Genomic DNA, 18,078 nt, shown 5'->3' with positions numbered 1-18,078 from the left:
GGTAACCCCATGGCCCTCAATGCCACCGTGCGCCAACTCAACGGCGCGCCGCAGCTGGAGCCTGCACAGACCATGGTCGCCATCAACAAGGTGACCATGTCCTTCGGCGAATTCACCGCCGTGCGCGATGTCGACATCCAGGTGGGCGACGGCGAGTTCCTCGCCATCGTCGGCCCCACCGGCTGCGGCAAGAGCACCATCCTCAATTCCGTGGCGGGCCTGCTGACCCCGTCGTCCGGCGACGTCGCCATCGATGGCCGCAAGGTCAGCGGCGTGCAGGAATCGGTCGGCTATCTGTTCCAGCAGGATGCACTGCTGCCGTGGAAGACCGCCTACCAGAACGTCGAACTGGGCCTGCGCTTCCGAGGCGTGCCTGAAGCCGAGCGCAAGGCCAAGGCCAATGCCTGGCTGGCCAAGGTCGGCCTGAGCGGCTTCGAGCACCGCTACCCGCACCAGCTGTCCGGCGGCCAGCGCAAGCGCGTGCAGATGGCGCAGGCGTTGATCGTCGAGCCGAAGGTGATCCTGATGGATGAACCGTTCTCGGCGCTGGACATCCACACCCGCCACCTGATGCAGAACGAACTGCTGCGACTGTGGCAGGAGGACCGCCGCTCGGTGATCCTCATCACCCACGACCTGGAAGAGGCCATCGCGCTGGGTGACCGCGTGGTGGTGCTGTCCTCCGGCCCGGCAAGCCGCGTCGTGCGCAGCTTCGACGTGGACCTGGAGCGGCCTCGCAACGTGGCCGAAATCAAGCTGGACGAACGATTCACCGACCTGTACCGCGACATCTGGGCCTGCCTGCGCGGCGAAGTGGAGAAGAGCTATGCACGCCAAGACTGACAAATTCATCCAGATGGCCCTGGTGGTCGCCGTGTTCGGCGGCTGGGAAGGTGGCATCGCGCTGGGCGTGATCGATCCGTTCTTCTTCCCCTCGCCAACGGCGATCGTGCAGCAGGCCTGGACCTGGCTGTCCGATACCTCGTTCTACCAGCACGTCTACATCACCCTGACCGAAACCGCGCTGGGCTACATCATCGGCACCGGGCTGGGCGTGGCCGGTGGCGTGTGGCTCGGCCTGAGCCGCCGTTCGGCACGCATCCTGGACCCCTTCATCAAGGGCTTCAACGCGATTCCGCGCGTGGTGCTGGCGCCGATCTTCGTGTTGTGGCTGGGCCTGGGGCTGTGGTCGAAGGTGGCGCTGGCGGTCACGCTGGTGTTCTTCACCACCTTCTTCAACGCCATGCAGGGCGTGCGTGAAGTGAATCCGGTGGTGCTGGCCAATGCCCGCATCCTCGGCGCAGGCCGCAGCGACCTGCTGCGTCACGTGTACTTCCCGGCGGCGGCCAGCTGGATCCTGTCTTCGCTGCGCACCTCGGTCGGTTTCGCCGTCGTCGGCGCGATCATCGGCGAATACCTCGGTGCCTCGGCAGGGCTGGGCTACCTGATCGCCCAGGCCGAAGGCAACTTCAATGCCGTGGGCGTGTTCGCCGGCATCATCATCCTGGCCGCCTTCGTGCTGGTCATCGACGCCATGCTGGATGTGGTCGAGAACAAGTTGATCACCTGGCGCCCGAACGCGCAGACGCAGGCCACCAGCTGAGCGCGGCCGCCTGAGCCCGCTTGCCGCGCCGCCGGGCTGATCCGGCGGCGCGCGCCTCCTTACCCGATCTTCCCCCGCACCACCGCAACAGGCCAGCGCCAGGCTAGGGGGCCGGCTGGCCGGAGAGAGAGACCATGAACCACTCCACCGTGCTGCCGCCGGCAGCGCTGTCGGTCGCGCTTGGCCTGCTGTTGGCCAGTGGCCATGCCGGCGCCCAGTCAACGTCGTCACCGCCTGCACCACTGAGCCAGGCCCAGCTCTCGCAACTGGTGCAGCAGCAGGCAGTGCAGATCCAGCAGCTGGAGGCGCGCCTGCGCGCTGTCGAGGGCGGGCAGGGCACTGCAGCCCAACCGGCAACGCCCGCGCCCGCGCTGGAAACCCGGGTTGCCGCGCTGGAATCGGGCCAGTCCAAACAGCCCAAGGTGTCCTGGTCGAAGGGCGCGCCGGAGTTCAGCAGCGCCGACGGCAACGTCACCTTCCGGCCGCGCGGGCGCCTGTTTGTTGATGCCTCCAGCACCGACGGCTCCGCGGTGAACGACCGCAACCTGTCCGGCACCGAAATCCGTTCGGTGCGCCTGGGCGCCGAAGGGCGTTACGGCATCCTCGGCTGGGCCGTGGAAGGCGATTTCGCCGACAACGACGTGGCCTGGAAATCGGTCTATGCCACCGTCGATCACCGCCTGTTCGGCCTGCCTGCGGACCTCGCCGTCGGCAACCGCCTGAACGATCGCGGCATCGACGGCTCCAGCAGCACCTCCAGCACGCCCTTCCAGGACCGCAACGTGGTGGGCACCTTGATGCTGCCGCAGCGCGGGCTGTTCGGTGTCGGTCTTACCGAGCGCGTGTACGGCAAGGGCTGGCACGCCAGCCTCTCGGTGGCGGGCAATGACCTCAACAACGCCGGCACCGACAACGACAGCCAGACCTGGGCCACGCGCGTGCACTGGAACCCCATCGAGCGTTCCACCGCGACGGTGCATCTGGGCGCATGGGCCTTCCACGAGGAGATCGCCGCCGGCGCCAGCAGCGTGGTGCGCAGCTCGGCCATCGCCGGGCATTTCAACGACCTGGTCAAGATCACTCCGGGCACGCTGCTGGGCGCCGAGCGCAGCACCGGCTATGGCGCAGAGCTGGCGGGCTTCTTCGGCCCGGCCTGGGCGACCGGCGAATGGGGCACCCGCAACCTGCGCGGTGCCGATGCCAGCGGTCGCTACGACCTCGACCACCAGGCCTGGGCCGTCTCGGCCGGCTGGTTCCTGGCCGGTGCCATGCCAGCCTATTCGGGCAAGGCCGGCACCTGGGGCCGGGTGAAGGTGGCCGACCCGGTCACGCGCGGCGGCAGGGGCGCGTGGGAGCTAAAGGCACGCTATGAAGACGTGGATTACGCCGAACTGCCCAGCGGCGGTACCGGCCATGCGTGGACGCTGGGCACGAACTGGTACCTCAACGATTTCAGCCGCGTGATGTTCGAGGCCATCCGCTGGCAGACGAACAACCGCAGCGGCACCGGGCCAGGGAAGGACGAAGGCACCACCTTCAACACCCGCCTGCAGGTGGCGTTCTAACTAACTAGGCCAGCACGCTAGGCCAGCACGGCGCCCGCACCCTGATCAGAGCAGCAGCAACGCTCCGATCAGCGCGGGCGGCATCACCAGCGCGCCGACCCGCAGGAAGTCGAGCGCGCTGACATGCTCGCCTTCGCGGCGCAGGGCCACCAGCCACAGCATGGTGGCCAGCGAACCGGTCACCGACAGGTTCGGGCCCAGGTCCACGCCGATCAGCAGCGCTGCGCGCGTCTGCGCCGGCAGCTCGGCCATCTGCCCCAGCGAGCCGGCCGCCAGACCCACCGGCAGGTTGTTGGCTACGTTGCTGAGCAGTGCGGCTGCGGCGCCGGCCAGCCAGCCCGCCTGATGCGGCGAGGTCTGTGCCTGCGCCTGCAGGGCGCTGGCCGCCGTCTGGATGACACCAGTCTGCGACACCGCTTCAACCAGCACGAACAGGCCGGCCACCAGCGGCAGTACGCCCCACGACACGTGGCGCAACAGCGGCAGCGGGCCGCGGCGCTGGCGGATCGCCACCACCGCGACGCTCAGCGCGCCTGCACAGAAGGTGGCCAGGCCCAGCGGGCCGTTCATTGCCGAGGTCACCAGCAGCACGGTGCCGGTGAACAACACGCCCAGCGCACTCAGCCGGCCACCCTCGGTAAGCGGGCGATGCGCGGGCGCGGCGGCCAGCGGCTGTGCGATCTCGCGGCGATGCACCCAGCGCAGCACCAGATAGGTGGCGCCGATCGCCGCCAACGAAGGCAGCGCGAACTGCGCCAGCCATTGCAGCAGCGAGGGCATGTGGCTGCCATACACCACCAGGTTGGCCGGGTTGGAAATGGGCAGCACGAAGCTGGCTGCGTTGGCGATGAACGCACAAACAAACAGATAGGGCAGGGGGTTGGCGCGGGCCGCCTTGCATGCCGCATAGACGGCGGGTGTGAGCACCACCGCCGTGGCATCGTTGGACAGGAATACCGTCACCACCGTGCCGACCAAGAACACGAGATCGAACAGGCGCCGCCCCGAGCCGCCGGCATGCCGCACTGCATACAGCGCCAGCCAGTCGAACAGGCCCTCGCGCCGCGCCAGCTCGGCCAGCACCATCATGCCGATCAGGAACAGGTAAACGTCGCGCCCTTCGGCCACCGCGTGCCAGGTCGTGCCGAGCGACACCGCCCCGAGCAGCGGGAGCACTGCGGCGGCGCCCAGCGCCCACACGTATTCCGGAATGCGGAAGGGCCGGAACAGCAGGCCGACGGTGGCAACGGCCACGGCCGCCCAGATGATGAGGGGGGAATGGGAAGCAAGCATGGAGTAAGTGGGGTCTCGGCTGCACCGGCGCGTAGCCAACAGCAACGCGCGCTGCATCGCGGCAAGTGCGAGAAAGCCGGCATCATACCCGGTCGATGGTTCACGCCATTCACCGTGACGCGTCACGGTAATGGCGATTCCGGCCACTGGCTCTACGAGCGTGTGCAGGAACTGTCGATCGCAGCATCTACCCAAAGACGGGCCGACTGGAGAAGTGGTCGTTCTGGGTGGGCATGCTCGCAGCCGTCGTCGGTGTCCTGATCGGCCTCGCCCCCGGCCGATGGCTGCCTGTCAATGTCGCGGTGGTGCTTGTCGTGGTTTGTCTGGTTGTTGAGATCTCAGGTTTCGTTCTCAGTGTCGTGCTTATGGCACAGAGAGAGCTTCACCAGTACATCCAGCCCAGGTTGTCGCATGCCAGGGAAATGGACAGCGAGTTCACTCATTGGCGGGCGGTGATTACAGACCTCCGCAGCTTTCCGAGGGGCCAGCGCGAGCAACGTCTCAAGTACGTCAGCAACCTGCGGACCAATATGATCGACCGCATGGGCTTGATGTACGGAGGACTGCAGCGTCTTGGCCCGTTTCCACTACTTATCGCACTCTACCTTCAGTTTCGCAGCTGGAAATGGGGCGATTGGGGCGCTGTCTTTGATGTTGGCTGGGCAGGCGCGCTGCTCATCTTTGGAATGGCGTTCTTCTATCTGATGGGCTGGGTGCTTATCGGTCAGCGCATACGATTGGATACCTACGTGGCCCTGCTGGAAGCTTCCATCCAAGAGCCCGAACCGGAGCCGGCGCCATCCCCGTCAACGCAGCAGGTCACGCAGCCATCCTGTGTGTAGCGTCCAGCGTCTCATCTGCGCTACGGGTTCTACCGCGAAGAATTCATGCCCTTCGTGAAGACGGAGGGCATGTGTGCGGCGTGGCGCCGCTTTACAGACTCCAATCGACGCGAAGGCCCGCGATCAGCGCATTGGGCAGGTCGCGCTGGCGAGCCGGCTCGTCGAACTGGTCAGGATGCACGATGTAGTGCAGGTTCGGCGCGATGCGAAGCTGCGGGGTGAGCTGGATGCCATAGCTCAACTCCATCATCACCTGGCTGTCGTACGGGGTGCCGCTGCCGCCGGCCGCGGCACGGGCAAGGCGCAGGTTCTCCAGTGCGATGTCGCTGTACTTCTGCTGGGTGACAACAAAGGCGATGCTGTCCTGCGGTCGGCTGGCGAACGTGCCTTTCTGCACCAGGCCGGCCTGCAGGAAGTGGTCTTCGATCAACTGGCCGGAGGTGCCCTTGAGCGCCGCGCCGAACACGGTCAGCCCACGGCCGTTGCCATCGCTGCTGACCTGCTGTTCGAAGCGCACGAACGCGCCGGAGCGGCCGTGACGGGACGCAGGCGCCTGGCCGCTGAGCAGCGCCGGATTGCCGTTGGCATCGCGCAGCGGATCGCGGTAGGTCGAGTTGTCCTGCCAGCCGCCGACTTCATACTTGGCTTTCAATCGTGCCGAAGCCGGGCTGCGCCAACCGATCGTGTAGGGCACGACCCAGCCCGTGGCCTGGTTCGTACTCCACTTCAGGCCGTGCTGCCCGTCTTCGGCCTGGCTCGGATCAACCTGGTAGGCGCCGACGCGCACGTAGACATCGGGCATCACCCAGGCGGTGGCATCGGCCATCCAGCTCGATACCGGCCACCAGGTAAAGTTGCTGGTACGGAACACGTAGGTCGGGTTGCCGCAGGCCGAATTGCCCTGGAAGTACTGGCACAGCTCGGAGCCGAGGAAATGGATGTTGGCCACGCTGCGGCCGGCTTCCAGCACCAATCGATCGTTCAGCAGTTTCTGCTCGAGGGTCAGGTTGGCCAGGCGGGTGCCCTGGCCACCGTAGATTTCCTGCACCGAGGTGCTGTTGCCCGTGCTGCTCCTGGCGAGGTTGGTGCCATGACGGTTGATGCCATAAGCCTTGATGGTCGCGCCTCGCCAACCGAACGCGGCATCAAGATTCACGTCGGCACCAAACATCAACTGGCCGGCATAGGCCGTGCCGCTGCTCTTGCCCCCGTCGAGCGTGGCGGCAGCTTCACCGGTGTAGGCAAGTTTGGGGGCGAAGACTTCGCTTGCGTCGGCGGCGGTAGCCAGCGACGGCAGGGCCAGCAGGATGGCGACCAGCAACAGGCGTCGGCGGGAAGGGCAGGTCATGCGTGGCTCCTTGTGCAGGGCGTAGGTCGCCTGGCCCCTGCAGCAGCAGGGGCCCGCGGATAGGTCTGGGAGGACGGGTCAGGCCGGGGACGTGACCGGCTTTTTGAGCACGCGCAGCGCGACCGCAGTGACCGCGACACCGGCCAGCAGCGCCACCAAGTAAATGCCCAGGTGGGTGACCGCGTTCGGGATCGGCAGCACGAACACACCTCCGTGCGGCACCTTCAGTTCAACCCCCGCAGCCATCGAGATCGCGCCGGCCACGGCAGAGCCGAGGATCAGTGCCGGGATGGTGCGCAGCGGATCGCGCGCCGCGTAGGGAATCGCACCTTCGGTAACGAAGCTGAGGCCGAGCACGCCGGCTGCACCGGCCGTACCGCGCTCCTCGGCAGTGAAGCGGTTGCTGAACAGCCATGTTGCCAGCGCGATGCCCAATGGAGGCGTCATGCCACCGATCATCGTCGCCGCCATCGGCGTGTAGACCTGGCTGGAGATCAGCGCGGTGGAGAAGGCGTAGGACGCCTTGTTGACCGGCCCGCCCATGTCCACCGCCATCATCCCGCCCAGCAGCAGCCCCAGCAGGATCGCGCTGCTGCCCTGCATGCCGCGTAGCCAGTCGGTCAGCCAGGCCAGCAGTTCGGCGACCGGTGTGCCGATCACGTACATCATCAACAGACCGACCAGCAGCGTTCCCAGCACCGGCAGGATAAGCACCGGCTTGAGGCCCTCCAGGCTGCGCGGCAGGCGCAGCGCACGGTTGATCCAGTACACGCCGTAGCCGGCGATGAAGCCGGCCAGGATGCCGCCGATGAAGCCCGCATCCATGTTGACCGCAACCAGCCCGCCGATCATGCCCGGCGCGATGCCGGGACGGTCAGCGATGGAGTAGGCGATGTATCCGGCCAGTGCCGGCACCATCAACATGAAGCCGGACTTGGCGCCGATCTGGAACAGCGACCAGGCCAGTGTGCCCTTGTGTGCATCATCAAAGGCGTAGATGCCGCCGAGCGCGAACGCCAGTGCGATCAGCAGGCCACCGGCGGTGACGAACGGCAGCATGAAGGACACGCCGGTCATCAGGTGCTTGTACGGGCCGGTGGCCTTGGTCTTTTCGGTTGTGCGACCGGCAACGGCCGCGCCGGCCTGCACGTTGGCCTCGGCCAGTGCCTTGCGGATCAGGTTCTGGCCGTCATTGATCGCCGGCTTGGTACCGCTCTTGAACAGGCGTTTGCCAGCGAAGCGCGACAGATCCACTTCGCGGTCGGCCGCGATCAGCACCAGGTCGGCGGCGGCGATTTCTTCGTCACTCAATGCGTCCTGTGCGCCCACCGAGCCCTGGGTTTCCACCCGGATCGCGTGGCCCAATGCTTTGGCGGCCTGCTGCAGTCCTTCGGCCGCCATGAAGGTGTGGGCAATCCCGGTCGGGCAGGAAGTGACGGCGACGATGCGCTTGCCGTCGTTTGCAGTAGAAGCGGTTGCTGATGTCGCGGCGAGCAGCGCCAGCGCGGCAAGTGGATCGTCCAGCACTTCGCCAAGACTCGCGCGCACGATCCGGGCACTGCCAAAGCGGGACGCGTCTGCCTCGCCATCACCGACCAGCAGCAGCTGTGTCGCGGCGGCCTGCGCGGCGGGCAGTGCGCCGGTTACGCCCTGGTCGCTGCGGATTTCGATCGCCAGTTCGACCCCTTGCTGGCGGGCGGCGCGGCGCAGCGCTTCGGCGGCAAGAACCGCCTCGATGCTGCGTTCGCCAGCGGCGATGACTACGGTGGAAGCTTGCATGGGAACTCCTGGAATTCTTCAGGTTCGTCCTTGCAGGAGGGGCAGGGGTGGCCCGGGGCCAGCCGCAGCTCCCTCCGCAGGGGTTTCAATCCAACCGCTCGATCAGTACATCGCCGGTCCACTCTCGCACCTGCGCCGGGTCCAGCCGTCGCGCGTCGCCGCTCTCCAGTCGGCTCATCGAGAACGCCGTCGCCAGGCGTGCACCGCCGGCCAGATCAAGGGAGGGCTCCAGCAATGCGGCGGCGATGCCGGCGACCATGGCGTCCCCCGCACCGACCGTGCTGCCCTGGGCCAGTCGCGCCGGTCGCGCGACCAGGGCGCCGCTGCGATCAATGAAAAGCGCGCCGTCGGTGCCCATCGAGATCGCCACAAGCGCGACTCCGCGTTCGACCAAGGCCTGGCCAGCGGCCCGCAGGGCGCTGCGATCCGGCAGTCGCGTGCCGGTCCAGGCCTCCAGTTCGTGGCGGTTGGGCTTGACCGCGTAGGGCAGCGCGCCCTGCGCGCCGCTCAACGCGGCGACAAGTGCGTCGCCACTGGTATCCAGCAGTATATGTGCGCCGGCGGCGCCAGCCTGCGCCTGCAGTTGCGCCCATGCATCGGCTGGCAGCCCGGCTGGCAGGCTGCCGGACAGCACCACCGGCAGGCCCGGCTGGAGCAGAGTGGCGAGTCGGCGGGATACCGCATCCAGATCGGCGTCACACAACGACAGGCCGGGCAGGTTGATGTCGGTGGTCTCGCCGCTGGCCTCTTCGACCAGCTTGATGTTGGTGCGGGTGTGCCCCGGAATACGCAGGCACCCGTCTGCGATGCGGCGCTCAGCGAACAGTGCGCTGAACACGCCGTCGTTGCCATCGCCGAGCACGCCCAGTGCGGTGGTCGGCACGCCCCAATCGGCCAGGCAGGCGGCTACGTTGACGCCTTTGCCGCCGGCGTCGTCGCGGCAGCTGCGGGCACGATGCACGTGGCCCGGTTGCAGGTGCACCAATCGCACGGTCTGGTCGATCGCCGGGTTCAGGGTAACGGTGACGGCGCGGGCGCTCATGCGCGCGCTCCGTCGAGGGCGCGCACCTGCTCGGCGGTTTCGCAGTCCAGCGCGGTGTCGGCCAGCGCTTGCAGATCGGTCAGCGCGTTGCCACGTAGGCGTGCCTTCACTGCCGGGATGTCGTTCGGGGTCATCGACAGTTCGTCCACACCCAGGCCGGCCAGCAGCATTGCACCGAAGGGATCGCCTGCCAGGCCGCCGCAGACGCCGACCCAGCGCCCGTGCATGCGTGCACCTTCCACCGTGGCGCGGATCGCGCGCAGCACGGCCGGGTGCAGGCTGTCGGCCTCGGCAGCGAGTTCCGGGTTCTGGCGGTCGATCGCCAGCACGTACTGGGTCAGGTCGTTGGTGCCGATCGAGAAGAAATCGGCGTGGCGTGCCAGCACGTCGCTCTGGGCAGCTGCAGCCGGCACCTCGATCATGATGCCGACCGGTACTTCCGGCGCATCAAGCTCGGTGCGCAACCGCTCGCAGATGGCGCGCAGACTGATCAGCTCAGGCACCGAGGTGATCATCGGGAACATGATGGACAGGCGTGCACCGTCCTTCGCCGCGCGATACAGCGCACGCAGCTGCGGTTCCAGCAGGTCGGGGCGGCGCAGCAGCAGGCGCGCGCCACGCACGCCGAGGAACGGGTTTTCCTCGTGCGGCAGCTCCAGGTGTGCAACCTGCTTGTCGCCGCCGATATCGAGCGCGCGCACGATCAGCGGACGGCCGTCGAGTGCCTTGGCCATCGCGACATAAGTGGCGTACTGCTCATCCTCGCTGGGCGTACTGCCACGTTCGAGGAACAGGAACTCAGTGCGCATCAGGCCGACGCCCTCCGCGCCCTGTTCCAGTGCAAGCGGCACCTGCTCGGGCAGGTTGACGTTGGCGCCGATGTCGATGCGGTGGCCATCGGTGGTCTGTGCCGGCTGCGCGCGTTGCGCTGCTTCACGCTCGCGGATCTGCTGCTGTTCGGCGATCCAGACACGTGCCGAGGCGAGATCGGCTTCGGAGGGGGACAGATAGAGGCGCCCGCTGCTGCCGTCGATGATCGCCTCCTGCCCCGTGCTGATCGCGAGCAGTTCCGCGCCAGCGGCGACCAACGCCGGCAGGCCCAGCGTGCGCGAGAGGATCGCAGTGTGCGAAGTCGGCCCGCCCTGTGCGGTGGCGAGGCCGAGCACGCGACCGATGTCGAGGTTGGCCGTGTCGGACGGCGACAGGTCGGCGGCGAGCAGGATGCACGGTTGCGCAGGCAGATCGGCAAGGCCGCCACCCGCCGCGGACGGATCAAGCTGTGCCAGCACGCGCCGGCCCACATCACGCAGATCGGCGGCGCGCCCGGCCAGCACCGGGTTGCCCAGCGCTGCCAGGCCGGAGGCGATCTGCTCGATGGCGTGGTGCCAAGACCACGCGACACCATGTCCTTCAACCATCAGCTGGCAGGTGCGGGTAATCAGATCGGTGTCGTCGAGCAGCGCGGCCTGCGCGCTGAAGATTGCCGCATCCGAGGCGCCGAGCCGGCGCTGGGTGTCGTCCTGCAGCGCAATCAACTGCTGGCGGGTGCGGCTGAGCGCATCCTGCAGGCGCGCGCCGCCTTCGCCGAGCGGGGTGGGACGGTCGGCAACGTCGGCATGCGTGCTGGCAAGCACATGCACCGGGCCGATCGCCAGCCCGGGGCTGGCGCCGATGCCGATGATCGCAGCCTGTGCGTCGGGCGGATTCCAGCCCGCAACCGGCGTGGCCTTGCGCTGCGCTGCGCGCTCCGCATCGGCCTTTTCCTGGACCACCAGCCCGTCCATGACCTTGCGCAGCGCCGTCAGCAGCGCGGGCGCGTCGCTCCCTTCGGCAGACACGCTGACCGCGTCGCCATGGCGCAGCCCGAGTTGCAGCAGCGCGACCAGACTTTTGGCGTCAGCAGCCTGATCACCCGCACGTACCTGGGCGCGGGCAGCGAAGCCGCGCGCGGTCTCGGCCCAGCGCGTGGCCGGGCGCGCATGCAGCCCGTTGGGGTAGGCGATGGTCCAGTCGAAATGCTCGGCCAAGTCAGTCACTGGCGCATGGGTGGCCATGGTCGCAACATCGCCGGCCAACGCGTTGACGATCTCGCTCGCATCGGCCGTGGTGAACAGGCGCTGCAGCGTGGCGTCATCCTGGATCAGCCGGGTCAGCCGGCGCAGCAGGGTGATGTGGGTATCGGACTGGGCAGCGATGCCGACCACCAGACGGGTGACCTGGCCCGGATTCCACTCCACGCCTTCCGGGAACTGCAGCACGGCAATGCCATCGCGGCGCACCAGGTGACGGTCTTCGCCAAGCCCGTGCGGAATGGCCACGCCGTGCCCGAGGAAAGTATCCGCCAGCTGCTCGCGGCGGCCCATGCTGGCCTCGTAGCCGGGAGCGACGCAGCCGGCGGCCACCAGCATCTGCGCCGCCTGGGCGATGGCGTCGGCCTTGTCGTGCGCTCGCGCCTCCAGGCGGATCAGTTCCCGGCTGACGGGGGCAGGGGAGGTCAAGGGCTGCAAGGCGGGCTCCAGGAAGGGGGTGCTGTTGCGTATTGGGAACGTTCCCAGTCGTTATTTCAATGTGCACTGCACAAAAAACCAATAGTCCTTTGGCGTTAGCATTGTCCTGAATGGCCATCCGGCCATGAACAGCAACAGTTTCCGGGAACGGTTCCAATGAGCATCAGCATCAACGACGTCGCGCGCGTGGCGGGGGTATCCAAATCCACGGTGTCGCGGGTGCTCGGTGGCGGCCCGGTCAGCGCGGGCGTGCGTGGCCGGGTGGAGGCGGCGATCCGCCAGACCGGCTATCACCCCAACCTGCAGGCAAGGCGCCTGCGCGCCCGGCACACCGGCATCATCGGGCTGATCGTGGCGGACATCCGCAACCCGTTCTTCACTGCGTTGATCCGCGCGGTGGAGGAGGCCGCCTATCGTGAAGGTCTACGCGTCACCCTCTGCAACACCGATGAGGACCCCGAGCGCGAGGCGCTGTATCTGCAGTTGATGCACGAGGAGCGTATCAGTGGGCTGATCTTTGCACCCACCCGGACCACGGTGGGGCGGCTGGAACGGCTCGCACTGGACTATCCAACGGTGCTGGTAGACCGCGCCGCGCCCGGCGGGTCGATCGACAGCGTGGTCCTCGACAATCCGGCCGCGATGGCCGGCCTGGTCGAGCACCTGGTCGAGCGCGGCTATCGCCGCATCGGCGGCCTGTTCGGGAGCACCAGCACCACGGCGGCGGAGCGTCGTGACGGCTATCTCGCGGCAATGCGCGCACATGGGTTGGAGCCGGATTATCGCGAGGTTGAACCCACGGCTGAAGCGGCCATCTCGACGGTCGGACAGTGGCTGGCCGACCCATCGCGGCCGGAGGCGCTGGTGGCCAGCAACAGCCTGCTGCTCATGGGGGCGTTGAAAGCCGCCCGCAGCGCGGGCCTGGCAATTCCGGAAGCGCTGGCGTTGGCGGGCTTCGACAACGAACGCTGGACCGAGCTGGTCGAACCGGGCATCACCGTGATTGAACAGCCGGTCGAAGAGATGGGACGAGCAGCGATGTCGCTGTTGCTTGAGCGCCTGCACACACCGGAGTTGCCGGTGCGCCGACTGGTGATGACGGGACGGTGCGTGGTGAGGGGATCAACGGCCTTGCGATGAACCGGCGGCCGTTTGCGGGCGTCCATGGGGTGGATGTCGACGCGCCGTTGCGGCCTTTGGTCCTTTGTGAATCAGCAAACCACACGTCGTTCGACCAGCACCCCTAAGCAGGAGCGGTTGAAAGCCCCCTTGATCAAGTCGCCTTCCCAGTGGCCCGGAACCAGTCGCTGCTGCACATCTTCCGGGCGATGGACGATACGCAGCCGCTTTGGCAGCAATCTGCTGGGACGACCAGCGATACAACACCAAGTGATCACGGACGAACCGAGAGCGCTCGCCGCCCTCGATCACGCCACGGTACACAAGTACTTCCGGCTCTTCAGGCTCTGGCCAGTGAATCCGTGCTGCAACGACCAGTGCCAGAAAAGGCGCCCACATCACCCCGTGGTGCGCCTTCATTTCGGGCTCCACCAGCGCAATCGTTCAGTCTGTCGGCAACATTTTCAGAATCGTTGCGTACCACGCAGCGACGCTGGAGCCTTGCGCTGCAATGCTATCGGCGATGTCGGCTGTGCCTGCCTGCGGGCTGTCGGCATCCGCCCGGCGGGGCCATGAGCGGGGCGGATGCGACAGGGTTGCCAGAGGCTGACAGGCGTCAGTAGCCCTTCAACGCTGCTTTGGTACGTTCCAGCCACGCGGCATTGTGGCTGCGCGCGTGCCGAGACCAATGCTGGGCATCGTCGATGATGCTGGCGAACAGGGTGCGGGCCTGCTCGCGGTCGTCGGGCTGCGGCTGTGCCATCAGCCATTCGGCGTACAGGCAGCGAGCGGCCGCGTCGTTTCCGCATTCCACGGCACGCTCGAACGCGGCGCGGGCGCCGGGAGACTGGGCGGCTGCCAGTGCCTGCGCGTAAAGCAGGGTCTGTTCCGACTTGCGACGCACGTCCGGGTGGCGGGCGAACAGACCATCAAGCGTTTCGACCGCAAGTGCGGGCTGCCCGGAATCGAGGCGGGCACGCGACAGGCCGGTCAGGATGTACGGATCGTCGCCGAGCGGCGAGCTGGCTGCCTGCTCGAGCAGGGTTCTGGCTTCCTCTGCTTGGCCGGCATCCAGCAGCGTCATGCCCAGACGGACACGGTTCTGCACGGTGGGCGTGCGTGCCAGCTCGGAGCGCGCGTTGCGCAGCTCCTGGCCTGGGTCCATGAGCTGCTTGGCGGAGCGGATGGCCTGGCGGGCGCCGCGCGAGTTGCGGGCTTCGGGGAAGTAGATCGCCAGGAAGTAGACGATGCTGCCGAGCAGCGGGAACGAGAAGAGCAGGATGAGCCAGTAGAGGCTCTGGCCTGAGCGGATGGCGTGCACCGCGAAGTAGATGGCTGCCAGTACGTGGAGTCCGATTCCGATATAGGGCATGAGTGCCGCCTCGTCCTTGTGGGGGGTGCACTATAGTAGGCGTGGGGTGGGGCGCCAATGGGGTGGCAAAGTGGGCAGGCTGGAGATCACGCGAATGGCCTCGCTGCCTGCCAGGCCTGTCAAGTCGAGATAAGCGTGCGTTATCGGGGGTGGAGAGTGCCCTGCTTGCGGGAGATGGCGGACGTTGAGCAGGCTAGGTGATAGCGATGCCGTCACGGGGCCCATCACGGGCTCGATTGCCGTCGTGATGGGCCGACCTCCAAGGCTCTATCCGCCTCCGCAACGCGAGGAGGTTAGGAAGCTCTGTCTACGCCAAGGTGATGTGGACCGGTACCGATTTGTACGAAGGTGTTCCACTCACTGGATCAATATAGTTCAGCGGAATTAGGCAATTGCCTTCCGGATAGTACGTTGCCACGGAGCCACGGGAAATCCTGTAGCCGACGGCAATGACGTTCTCCAGGACCCGGCCTTGCTCATTCTCGAGTGCAGTGGTTATGCGAATCTGATCGCCTTGCTGGATGCCTCGCTCGCTCATGTCATCTTCGTTCATGAAGACCACGTCGCGCCTGCCAAAGACCCCGCGGTAGCGGTCATCGAGGCTGTAGATTGTGGTGTTGTACTGATCATGACTGCGCAGAGTGGCGAGCTTCAGGACTGCAGAATCGATTGGCGCCGGATCCTCTGCCAATCCTTGGAAGCGGATGAACTCAGCCTTTCCCGAGGCCGTCGGCCACACCCGCTCAGTGGGGGGGAGGGGAAGGCGGAATCCACCAGGAATGCGAATTCTAGCGTTGTAATTCGAGAATTCAGGGAATACCGCTTCAATTGCGTCACGTATGACGTCGTAGTCAGCAACCATATCCGACCAGCGCACCTTGCTGGAGGGCAGGGTTGCACTGGCAATCCCCGCAATGATAGCGGGCTCCGATCGCAGCAGATCCGAGGCGGGTTTCAGCTTGCCTCGTGATGCGTGCACCATGGACATGGAGTCTTCGACCGTAACCGCTTGGGGGCCCGTCGCCTGCACATCTTGCTCGGTTCGGCCAAGGCATGGCAGGACGAATGTGTTCTTTCCGACCAACAGATGGCTTCTATTCAACTTGGTCGCAATATGCACTGACATTTCCAATCCCCGCATTCCTGCAAAGCAGGCGTCTGAGTCAGGCAGAGCAACCGCCAGGTTTCCGCCGAGGCAGATAAGTGCCCGTGAGCGCCCCTCAATGATGGCCTGCATTGCAGCAACTGCATCGTGGCCGTGATGGCTTGGAGTGCGGAATCCGAATCGCCTCTCGATCCTCTCGATCATGTCTGCGCTCGGTTTCTCGGTGATCCCGACGCTGCGATCCCCCTGGACGTTTGAATGGCCGCGCAAGGGGCATATGCCAGCACCGGGCTTCCCGAAATTCCCCCTCAGCAGGAGGAGATTGGCAATCTGCTGAACGTTCTCGGTTCCCGTGCTGTGTTGGGTTATACCCATCCCATAGGTAACGATAGTTGCGTTGGACTTGGCGTAGGCCGCTGCCACTTTACGCAAGTCATCTTCGGACAAGCCGGACTGAGCCACAATATCCACCCAGGCGGTAGAGCGCAGATCGTCAGCGAAGGCCTCGAAGCCTTGGGTGTGCCCACTTATGAATTCGCGATCAAGGATGTTGGCTGCCTCCCCATGGATGGCATCCATCTCAAGGAGGGCCTTCATGATGCCCTTCAGCGCCGCGGCATCACCTCCAACGCGTGGCTGCAAATAGGTTGAAGCGATCTCGGTCGCACCGAACGTTGCCATCTCCAATGCATCCTGCGGATCAGCAAAACGCTCAAGCGCTCTCTCGCGCAGAGGATTGAAAACGATGATGGGGGCGCCACGCCTGGATACCTCGTGAAGGGTGCCCATCATGCGCGGATGGTTCGTACCGGGATTGTGTCCCATGGCGATGATGAGTTCGCAGGAATCAAAATCGTCCAGCGAAACAGTTCCTTTTCCAATCCCGATCGACTGAGGAAGCCCAACACTGGTTGCCTCATGACACATATTGGAGCAGTCAGGGAAATTGTTGGTTCCAAACTCACGTGCAAAGATCTGGTACAGGAAAGCGGCCTCATTGGAGGCGCGGCCCGATGTGTAGAACTCAACCATGTTCGGATCTGCTTGCGACCGCAGGATCTCGCCAATTCGACTGAGCGCCTGATCCCAATCCATTGCTTCAAAGATGTCCTTTTCCGGGTTGTAGACCATGGGATTGGTTAGGCGACCCTGATCTTCCAGTTGATAGTCCGTCCACTTCAACAGTGACGTTACGGTGTTGGAAGCGAAGAATTCAGGGGTCACCCGCTTTTTCGTAGCCTCCCATGTCACCGCTTTTGCACCGTTCTCGCAGAACTGGAAGGTCGATGTGTGCTTGCGATCTGGCCACGCACACCCAGGGCAATCGAAGCCTTCCGGCTTGTTTGTCCGGAACAACGTGATGGCTGCCTCCGGTGCCACCATCTGTTCGCTGATTGCCTTTGCAGTCGCGCGCAGGGCCCCCCAACCACCAGCCGGCGCATCGTACTTGCGAATGCCGGGAATGTCCTTCTCTGCCATGACGCACCTCATGTGTCGGAACATCGATGAATGGGAGGGCCAGCGAAAGCCCGGTAGTCGGTACAAGCGGGCTCGGTGCGCTTCCGAATGTGATGTTTCTGGAGCCAAGCGGCTCGTCTGTAGCAGGAGACTGGGCGCCACAATGTTGATTCCATGTGATGGCCCAATAGTGGACATCTTGTCCATGCAAATAGACATTCTGGCCGTTGTTTCAGCATCGACCGCCGGGCTACGCTGTTCACGAATCGCCACTGAATTTCCCTGGCGAGTGGGCTGATATCGCCGCAGGGGGTTCCCTCCTTGGAGCTTCTTCTTCCTTGGAGCTTCTTCTTCAATGATTGGGGTCATCGCATGAGGATGGACAAGCTCACCTCGCGTTTCCAGCAGGCGCTGGCAGACGCACAGTCGCTGGCGGTAGGCCGCGACAACAGCATCATTGAACCGGTACATGTCTTCAGTGCCCTGCTGGACCAGCAGGGCGGCAGCACCCGGCCGTTGCTGGCGCAGGCCGGCGTCAACGTGCCGGTGCTTCGCGAGCGCCTGGACGAGGCGCTTGAAGCGCTGCCGAAGGTGTCCGGCCAGGCCGGCAACCTGTCGATCGGCAACGATCTCAACCGCCTGCTCAACCACACCGACAAGCTGGCGCAGCAGCACGGCGATGCCTTCATCGCCAGCGAGTGGTTCGTGCTGGCCGCGCTGGAAGACGGTGGCACGCTGGGCATGGCGCTGCGCGCTGCCGGTGCCGACAAGGCGCGCCTGCAGGCCGCCATCGACAAGCTGCGTGGCGGCGAGAACGTGCAGTCGGAGAACGCCGAGGAACAGCGGCAGGCGCTGGAGAAGTACACCATCGACCTGACCGCGCGTGCCGAGAGCGGCAAGCTCGACCCGGTGATCGGTCGTGACGAGGAGATCCGCCGCACCATCCAGGTGCTGCAGCGTCGTACCAAGAACAACCCGGTGCTGATCGGCGAACCCGGCGTGGGCAAGACCGCGATCGTCGAAGGCCTGGCCCAGCGCATCATCA

General features: G+C 65.6%; 13 protein-coding genes and 1 pseudogene. 6 read left to right on the top strand and 8 right to left on the bottom strand.

Going from position 1 to position 18,078, the window contains the following annotated elements; all coding sequences use genetic code 11:
* Positions 1–9: 9 nt before the first annotated feature.
* From WKB25_RS05400 to WKB25_RS05390, 3 genes are all read left to right on the top strand, one after another.
* Positions 10–843, top strand: a complete 834-nt coding sequence (locus WKB25_RS05400) for an ABC transporter ATP-binding protein (RefSeq protein WP_340569161.1) — start codon at positions 10–12, stop codon at positions 841–843.
* Positions 827–1,603 carry an ABC transporter permease gene (locus tag WKB25_RS05395; RefSeq protein WP_340569160.1) on the top strand — a complete coding sequence of 259 codons (777 nt, stop codon included), beginning with the start codon at positions 827–829 and terminating at the stop codon, positions 1,601–1,603. Before WKB25_RS05400 ends, WKB25_RS05395 begins: the two co-directional genes overlap by 17 nt.
* 134 nt (positions 1,604–1,737) lie before the next feature.
* Positions 1,738–3,168, top strand: coding sequence for a porin (locus WKB25_RS05390; RefSeq protein ID WP_340569158.1), 1,431 nt, complete (start codon positions 1,738–1,740; stop codon positions 3,166–3,168).
* A 45-nt stretch (positions 3,169–3,213) separates the two neighbouring features.
* On the opposite strand, the gene WKB25_RS05385 is transcribed toward WKB25_RS05390, so the two are convergent.
* Positions 3,214–4,461 (bottom strand): arsenic transporter, encoded by a 1,248-nt coding sequence (locus tag WKB25_RS05385; RefSeq protein ID WP_340569157.1) that lies wholly within the window; start codon positions 4,459–4,461, stop codon positions 3,214–3,216.
* Positions 4,462–4,694: 233 nt separating this feature from the next.
* Between WKB25_RS05385 and WKB25_RS05380 the strand changes: the two genes are divergently transcribed.
* Positions 4,695–5,303: a hypothetical protein gene (locus tag WKB25_RS05380; protein ID WP_340569155.1), complete on the top strand. Its 609-nt coding sequence runs from the start codon at positions 4,695–4,697 to the stop codon at positions 5,301–5,303.
* Positions 5,304–5,394: 91 nt separating this feature from the next.
* Here WKB25_RS05380 and WKB25_RS05375 read toward each other — a convergent pair whose 3' ends face one another.
* The 4 genes from WKB25_RS05375 to ptsP form a co-directional block, all read right to left on the bottom strand.
* The gene (locus WKB25_RS05375) at positions 5,395–6,651 is read right to left on the bottom strand and encodes a carbohydrate porin (protein WP_340569154.1); all 1,257 of its coding nucleotides are present in this window, start codon (positions 6,649–6,651) and stop codon (positions 5,395–5,397) included.
* 78 nt (positions 6,652–6,729) lie between these two features.
* Positions 6,730–8,430: a fructose-specific PTS transporter subunit EIIC gene (locus tag WKB25_RS05370; protein WP_340569152.1), complete on the bottom strand. Its 1,701-nt coding sequence runs from the start codon at positions 8,428–8,430 to the stop codon at positions 6,730–6,732.
* Between the two features lie 85 nt (positions 8,431–8,515).
* The gene (locus WKB25_RS05365) at positions 8,516–9,472 is read right to left on the bottom strand and encodes a 1-phosphofructokinase family hexose kinase (protein WP_340569151.1); all 957 of its coding nucleotides are present in this window, start codon (positions 9,470–9,472) and stop codon (positions 8,516–8,518) included.
* On the bottom strand, positions 9,469–11,979 hold the full coding sequence (ptsP, locus tag WKB25_RS05360; protein WP_340569150.1) for a phosphoenolpyruvate--protein phosphotransferase: 2,511 nt from the start codon (positions 11,977–11,979) through the stop codon (positions 9,469–9,471). Before ptsP ends, WKB25_RS05365 begins: the two co-directional genes overlap by 4 nt.
* Positions 11,980–12,135: 156 nt before the next feature.
* Between ptsP and WKB25_RS05355 the strand changes: the two genes are divergently transcribed.
* On the top strand, positions 12,136–13,119 hold the full coding sequence (locus WKB25_RS05355) for a LacI family DNA-binding transcriptional regulator (protein ID WP_340569148.1): 984 nt from the start codon (positions 12,136–12,138) through the stop codon (positions 13,117–13,119).
* Positions 13,120–13,205: 86 nt separating this feature from the next.
* Here the strand turns inward: WKB25_RS05355 and WKB25_RS05350 are convergent.
* From WKB25_RS05350 to WKB25_RS05340, 3 genes and pseudogenes are all read right to left on the bottom strand, one after another.
* Positions 13,206–13,322, bottom strand: a pseudogene (locus WKB25_RS05350) (IS30 family transposase); the annotation flags it as partial.
* 392 nt (positions 13,323–13,714) lie between these two features.
* On the bottom strand, positions 13,715–14,470 hold the full coding sequence (locus WKB25_RS05345; RefSeq protein ID WP_340569147.1) for a tetratricopeptide repeat protein: 756 nt from the start codon (positions 14,468–14,470) through the stop codon (positions 13,715–13,717).
* Between the two features lie 307 nt (positions 14,471–14,777).
* On the bottom strand, positions 14,778–17,054 hold the full coding sequence (locus WKB25_RS05340) for an FdhF/YdeP family oxidoreductase (protein WP_340569145.1): 2,277 nt from the start codon (positions 17,052–17,054) through the stop codon (positions 14,778–14,780).
* 351 nt (positions 17,055–17,405) lie between these two features.
* On the opposite strand from WKB25_RS05340, the gene WKB25_RS05335 reads away from it, so the two are divergent.
* A partial coding sequence (locus WKB25_RS05335; protein WP_340569143.1) for a Clp protease N-terminal domain-containing protein occupies positions 17,406–18,078 on the top strand: 673 nt, incomplete at its 3' end.

Source organism: Stenotrophomonas sp. G106K1, from assembly GCF_037969685.1.
GTDB classification, from domain to species: domain Bacteria; phylum Pseudomonadota; class Gammaproteobacteria; order Xanthomonadales; family Xanthomonadaceae; genus Stenotrophomonas; species Stenotrophomonas lactitubi.
The sequence above is the reverse complement of the archived record's forward strand: the minus strand, read 5'-3'. Positions and strand labels throughout refer to the sequence as shown.

Bases quoted from the DNA above. Each gene is read 5' to 3' on its own strand.
- WKB25_RS05370 (WP_340569152.1), bottom strand. From the start codon at position 8,430: ATGCAAGCTTCCACCGTAGTCATCGCCGCTGGCGAACGCAGCATCGAG.
- WKB25_RS05380 (WP_340569155.1), top strand. From the start codon at position 4,695: ATGCTCGCAGCCGTCGTCGGTGTCCTGATCGGCCTCGCCCCCGGCCGA.
- WKB25_RS05400 (WP_340569161.1), top strand. From the start codon at position 10: ATGGCCCTCAATGCCACCGTGCGCCAACTCAACGGCGCGCCGCAGCTG.
- WKB25_RS05395 (WP_340569160.1), top strand. From the start codon at position 827: ATGCACGCCAAGACTGACAAATTCATCCAGATGGCCCTGGTGGTCGCC.
- WKB25_RS05385 (WP_340569157.1), bottom strand. From the start codon at position 4,461: ATGCTTGCTTCCCATTCCCCCCTCATCATCTGGGCGGCCGTGGCCGTT.
- WKB25_RS05345 (WP_340569147.1), bottom strand. From the start codon at position 14,470: ATGCCCTATATCGGAATCGGACTCCACGTACTGGCAGCCATCTACTTC.
- WKB25_RS05390 (WP_340569158.1), top strand. From the start codon at position 1,738: ATGAACCACTCCACCGTGCTGCCGCCGGCAGCGCTGTCGGTCGCGCTT.
- WKB25_RS05375 (WP_340569154.1), bottom strand. From the start codon at position 6,651: ATGACCTGCCCTTCCCGCCGACGCCTGTTGCTGGTCGCCATCCTGCTG.
- WKB25_RS05365 (WP_340569151.1), bottom strand. From the start codon at position 9,472: ATGAGCGCCCGCGCCGTCACCGTTACCCTGAACCCGGCGATCGACCAG.
- WKB25_RS05340 (WP_340569145.1), bottom strand. From the start codon at position 17,054: ATGGCAGAGAAGGACATTCCCGGCATTCGCAAGTACGATGCGCCGGCT.
- WKB25_RS05355 (WP_340569148.1), top strand. From the start codon at position 12,136: ATGAGCATCAGCATCAACGACGTCGCGCGCGTGGCGGGGGTATCCAAA.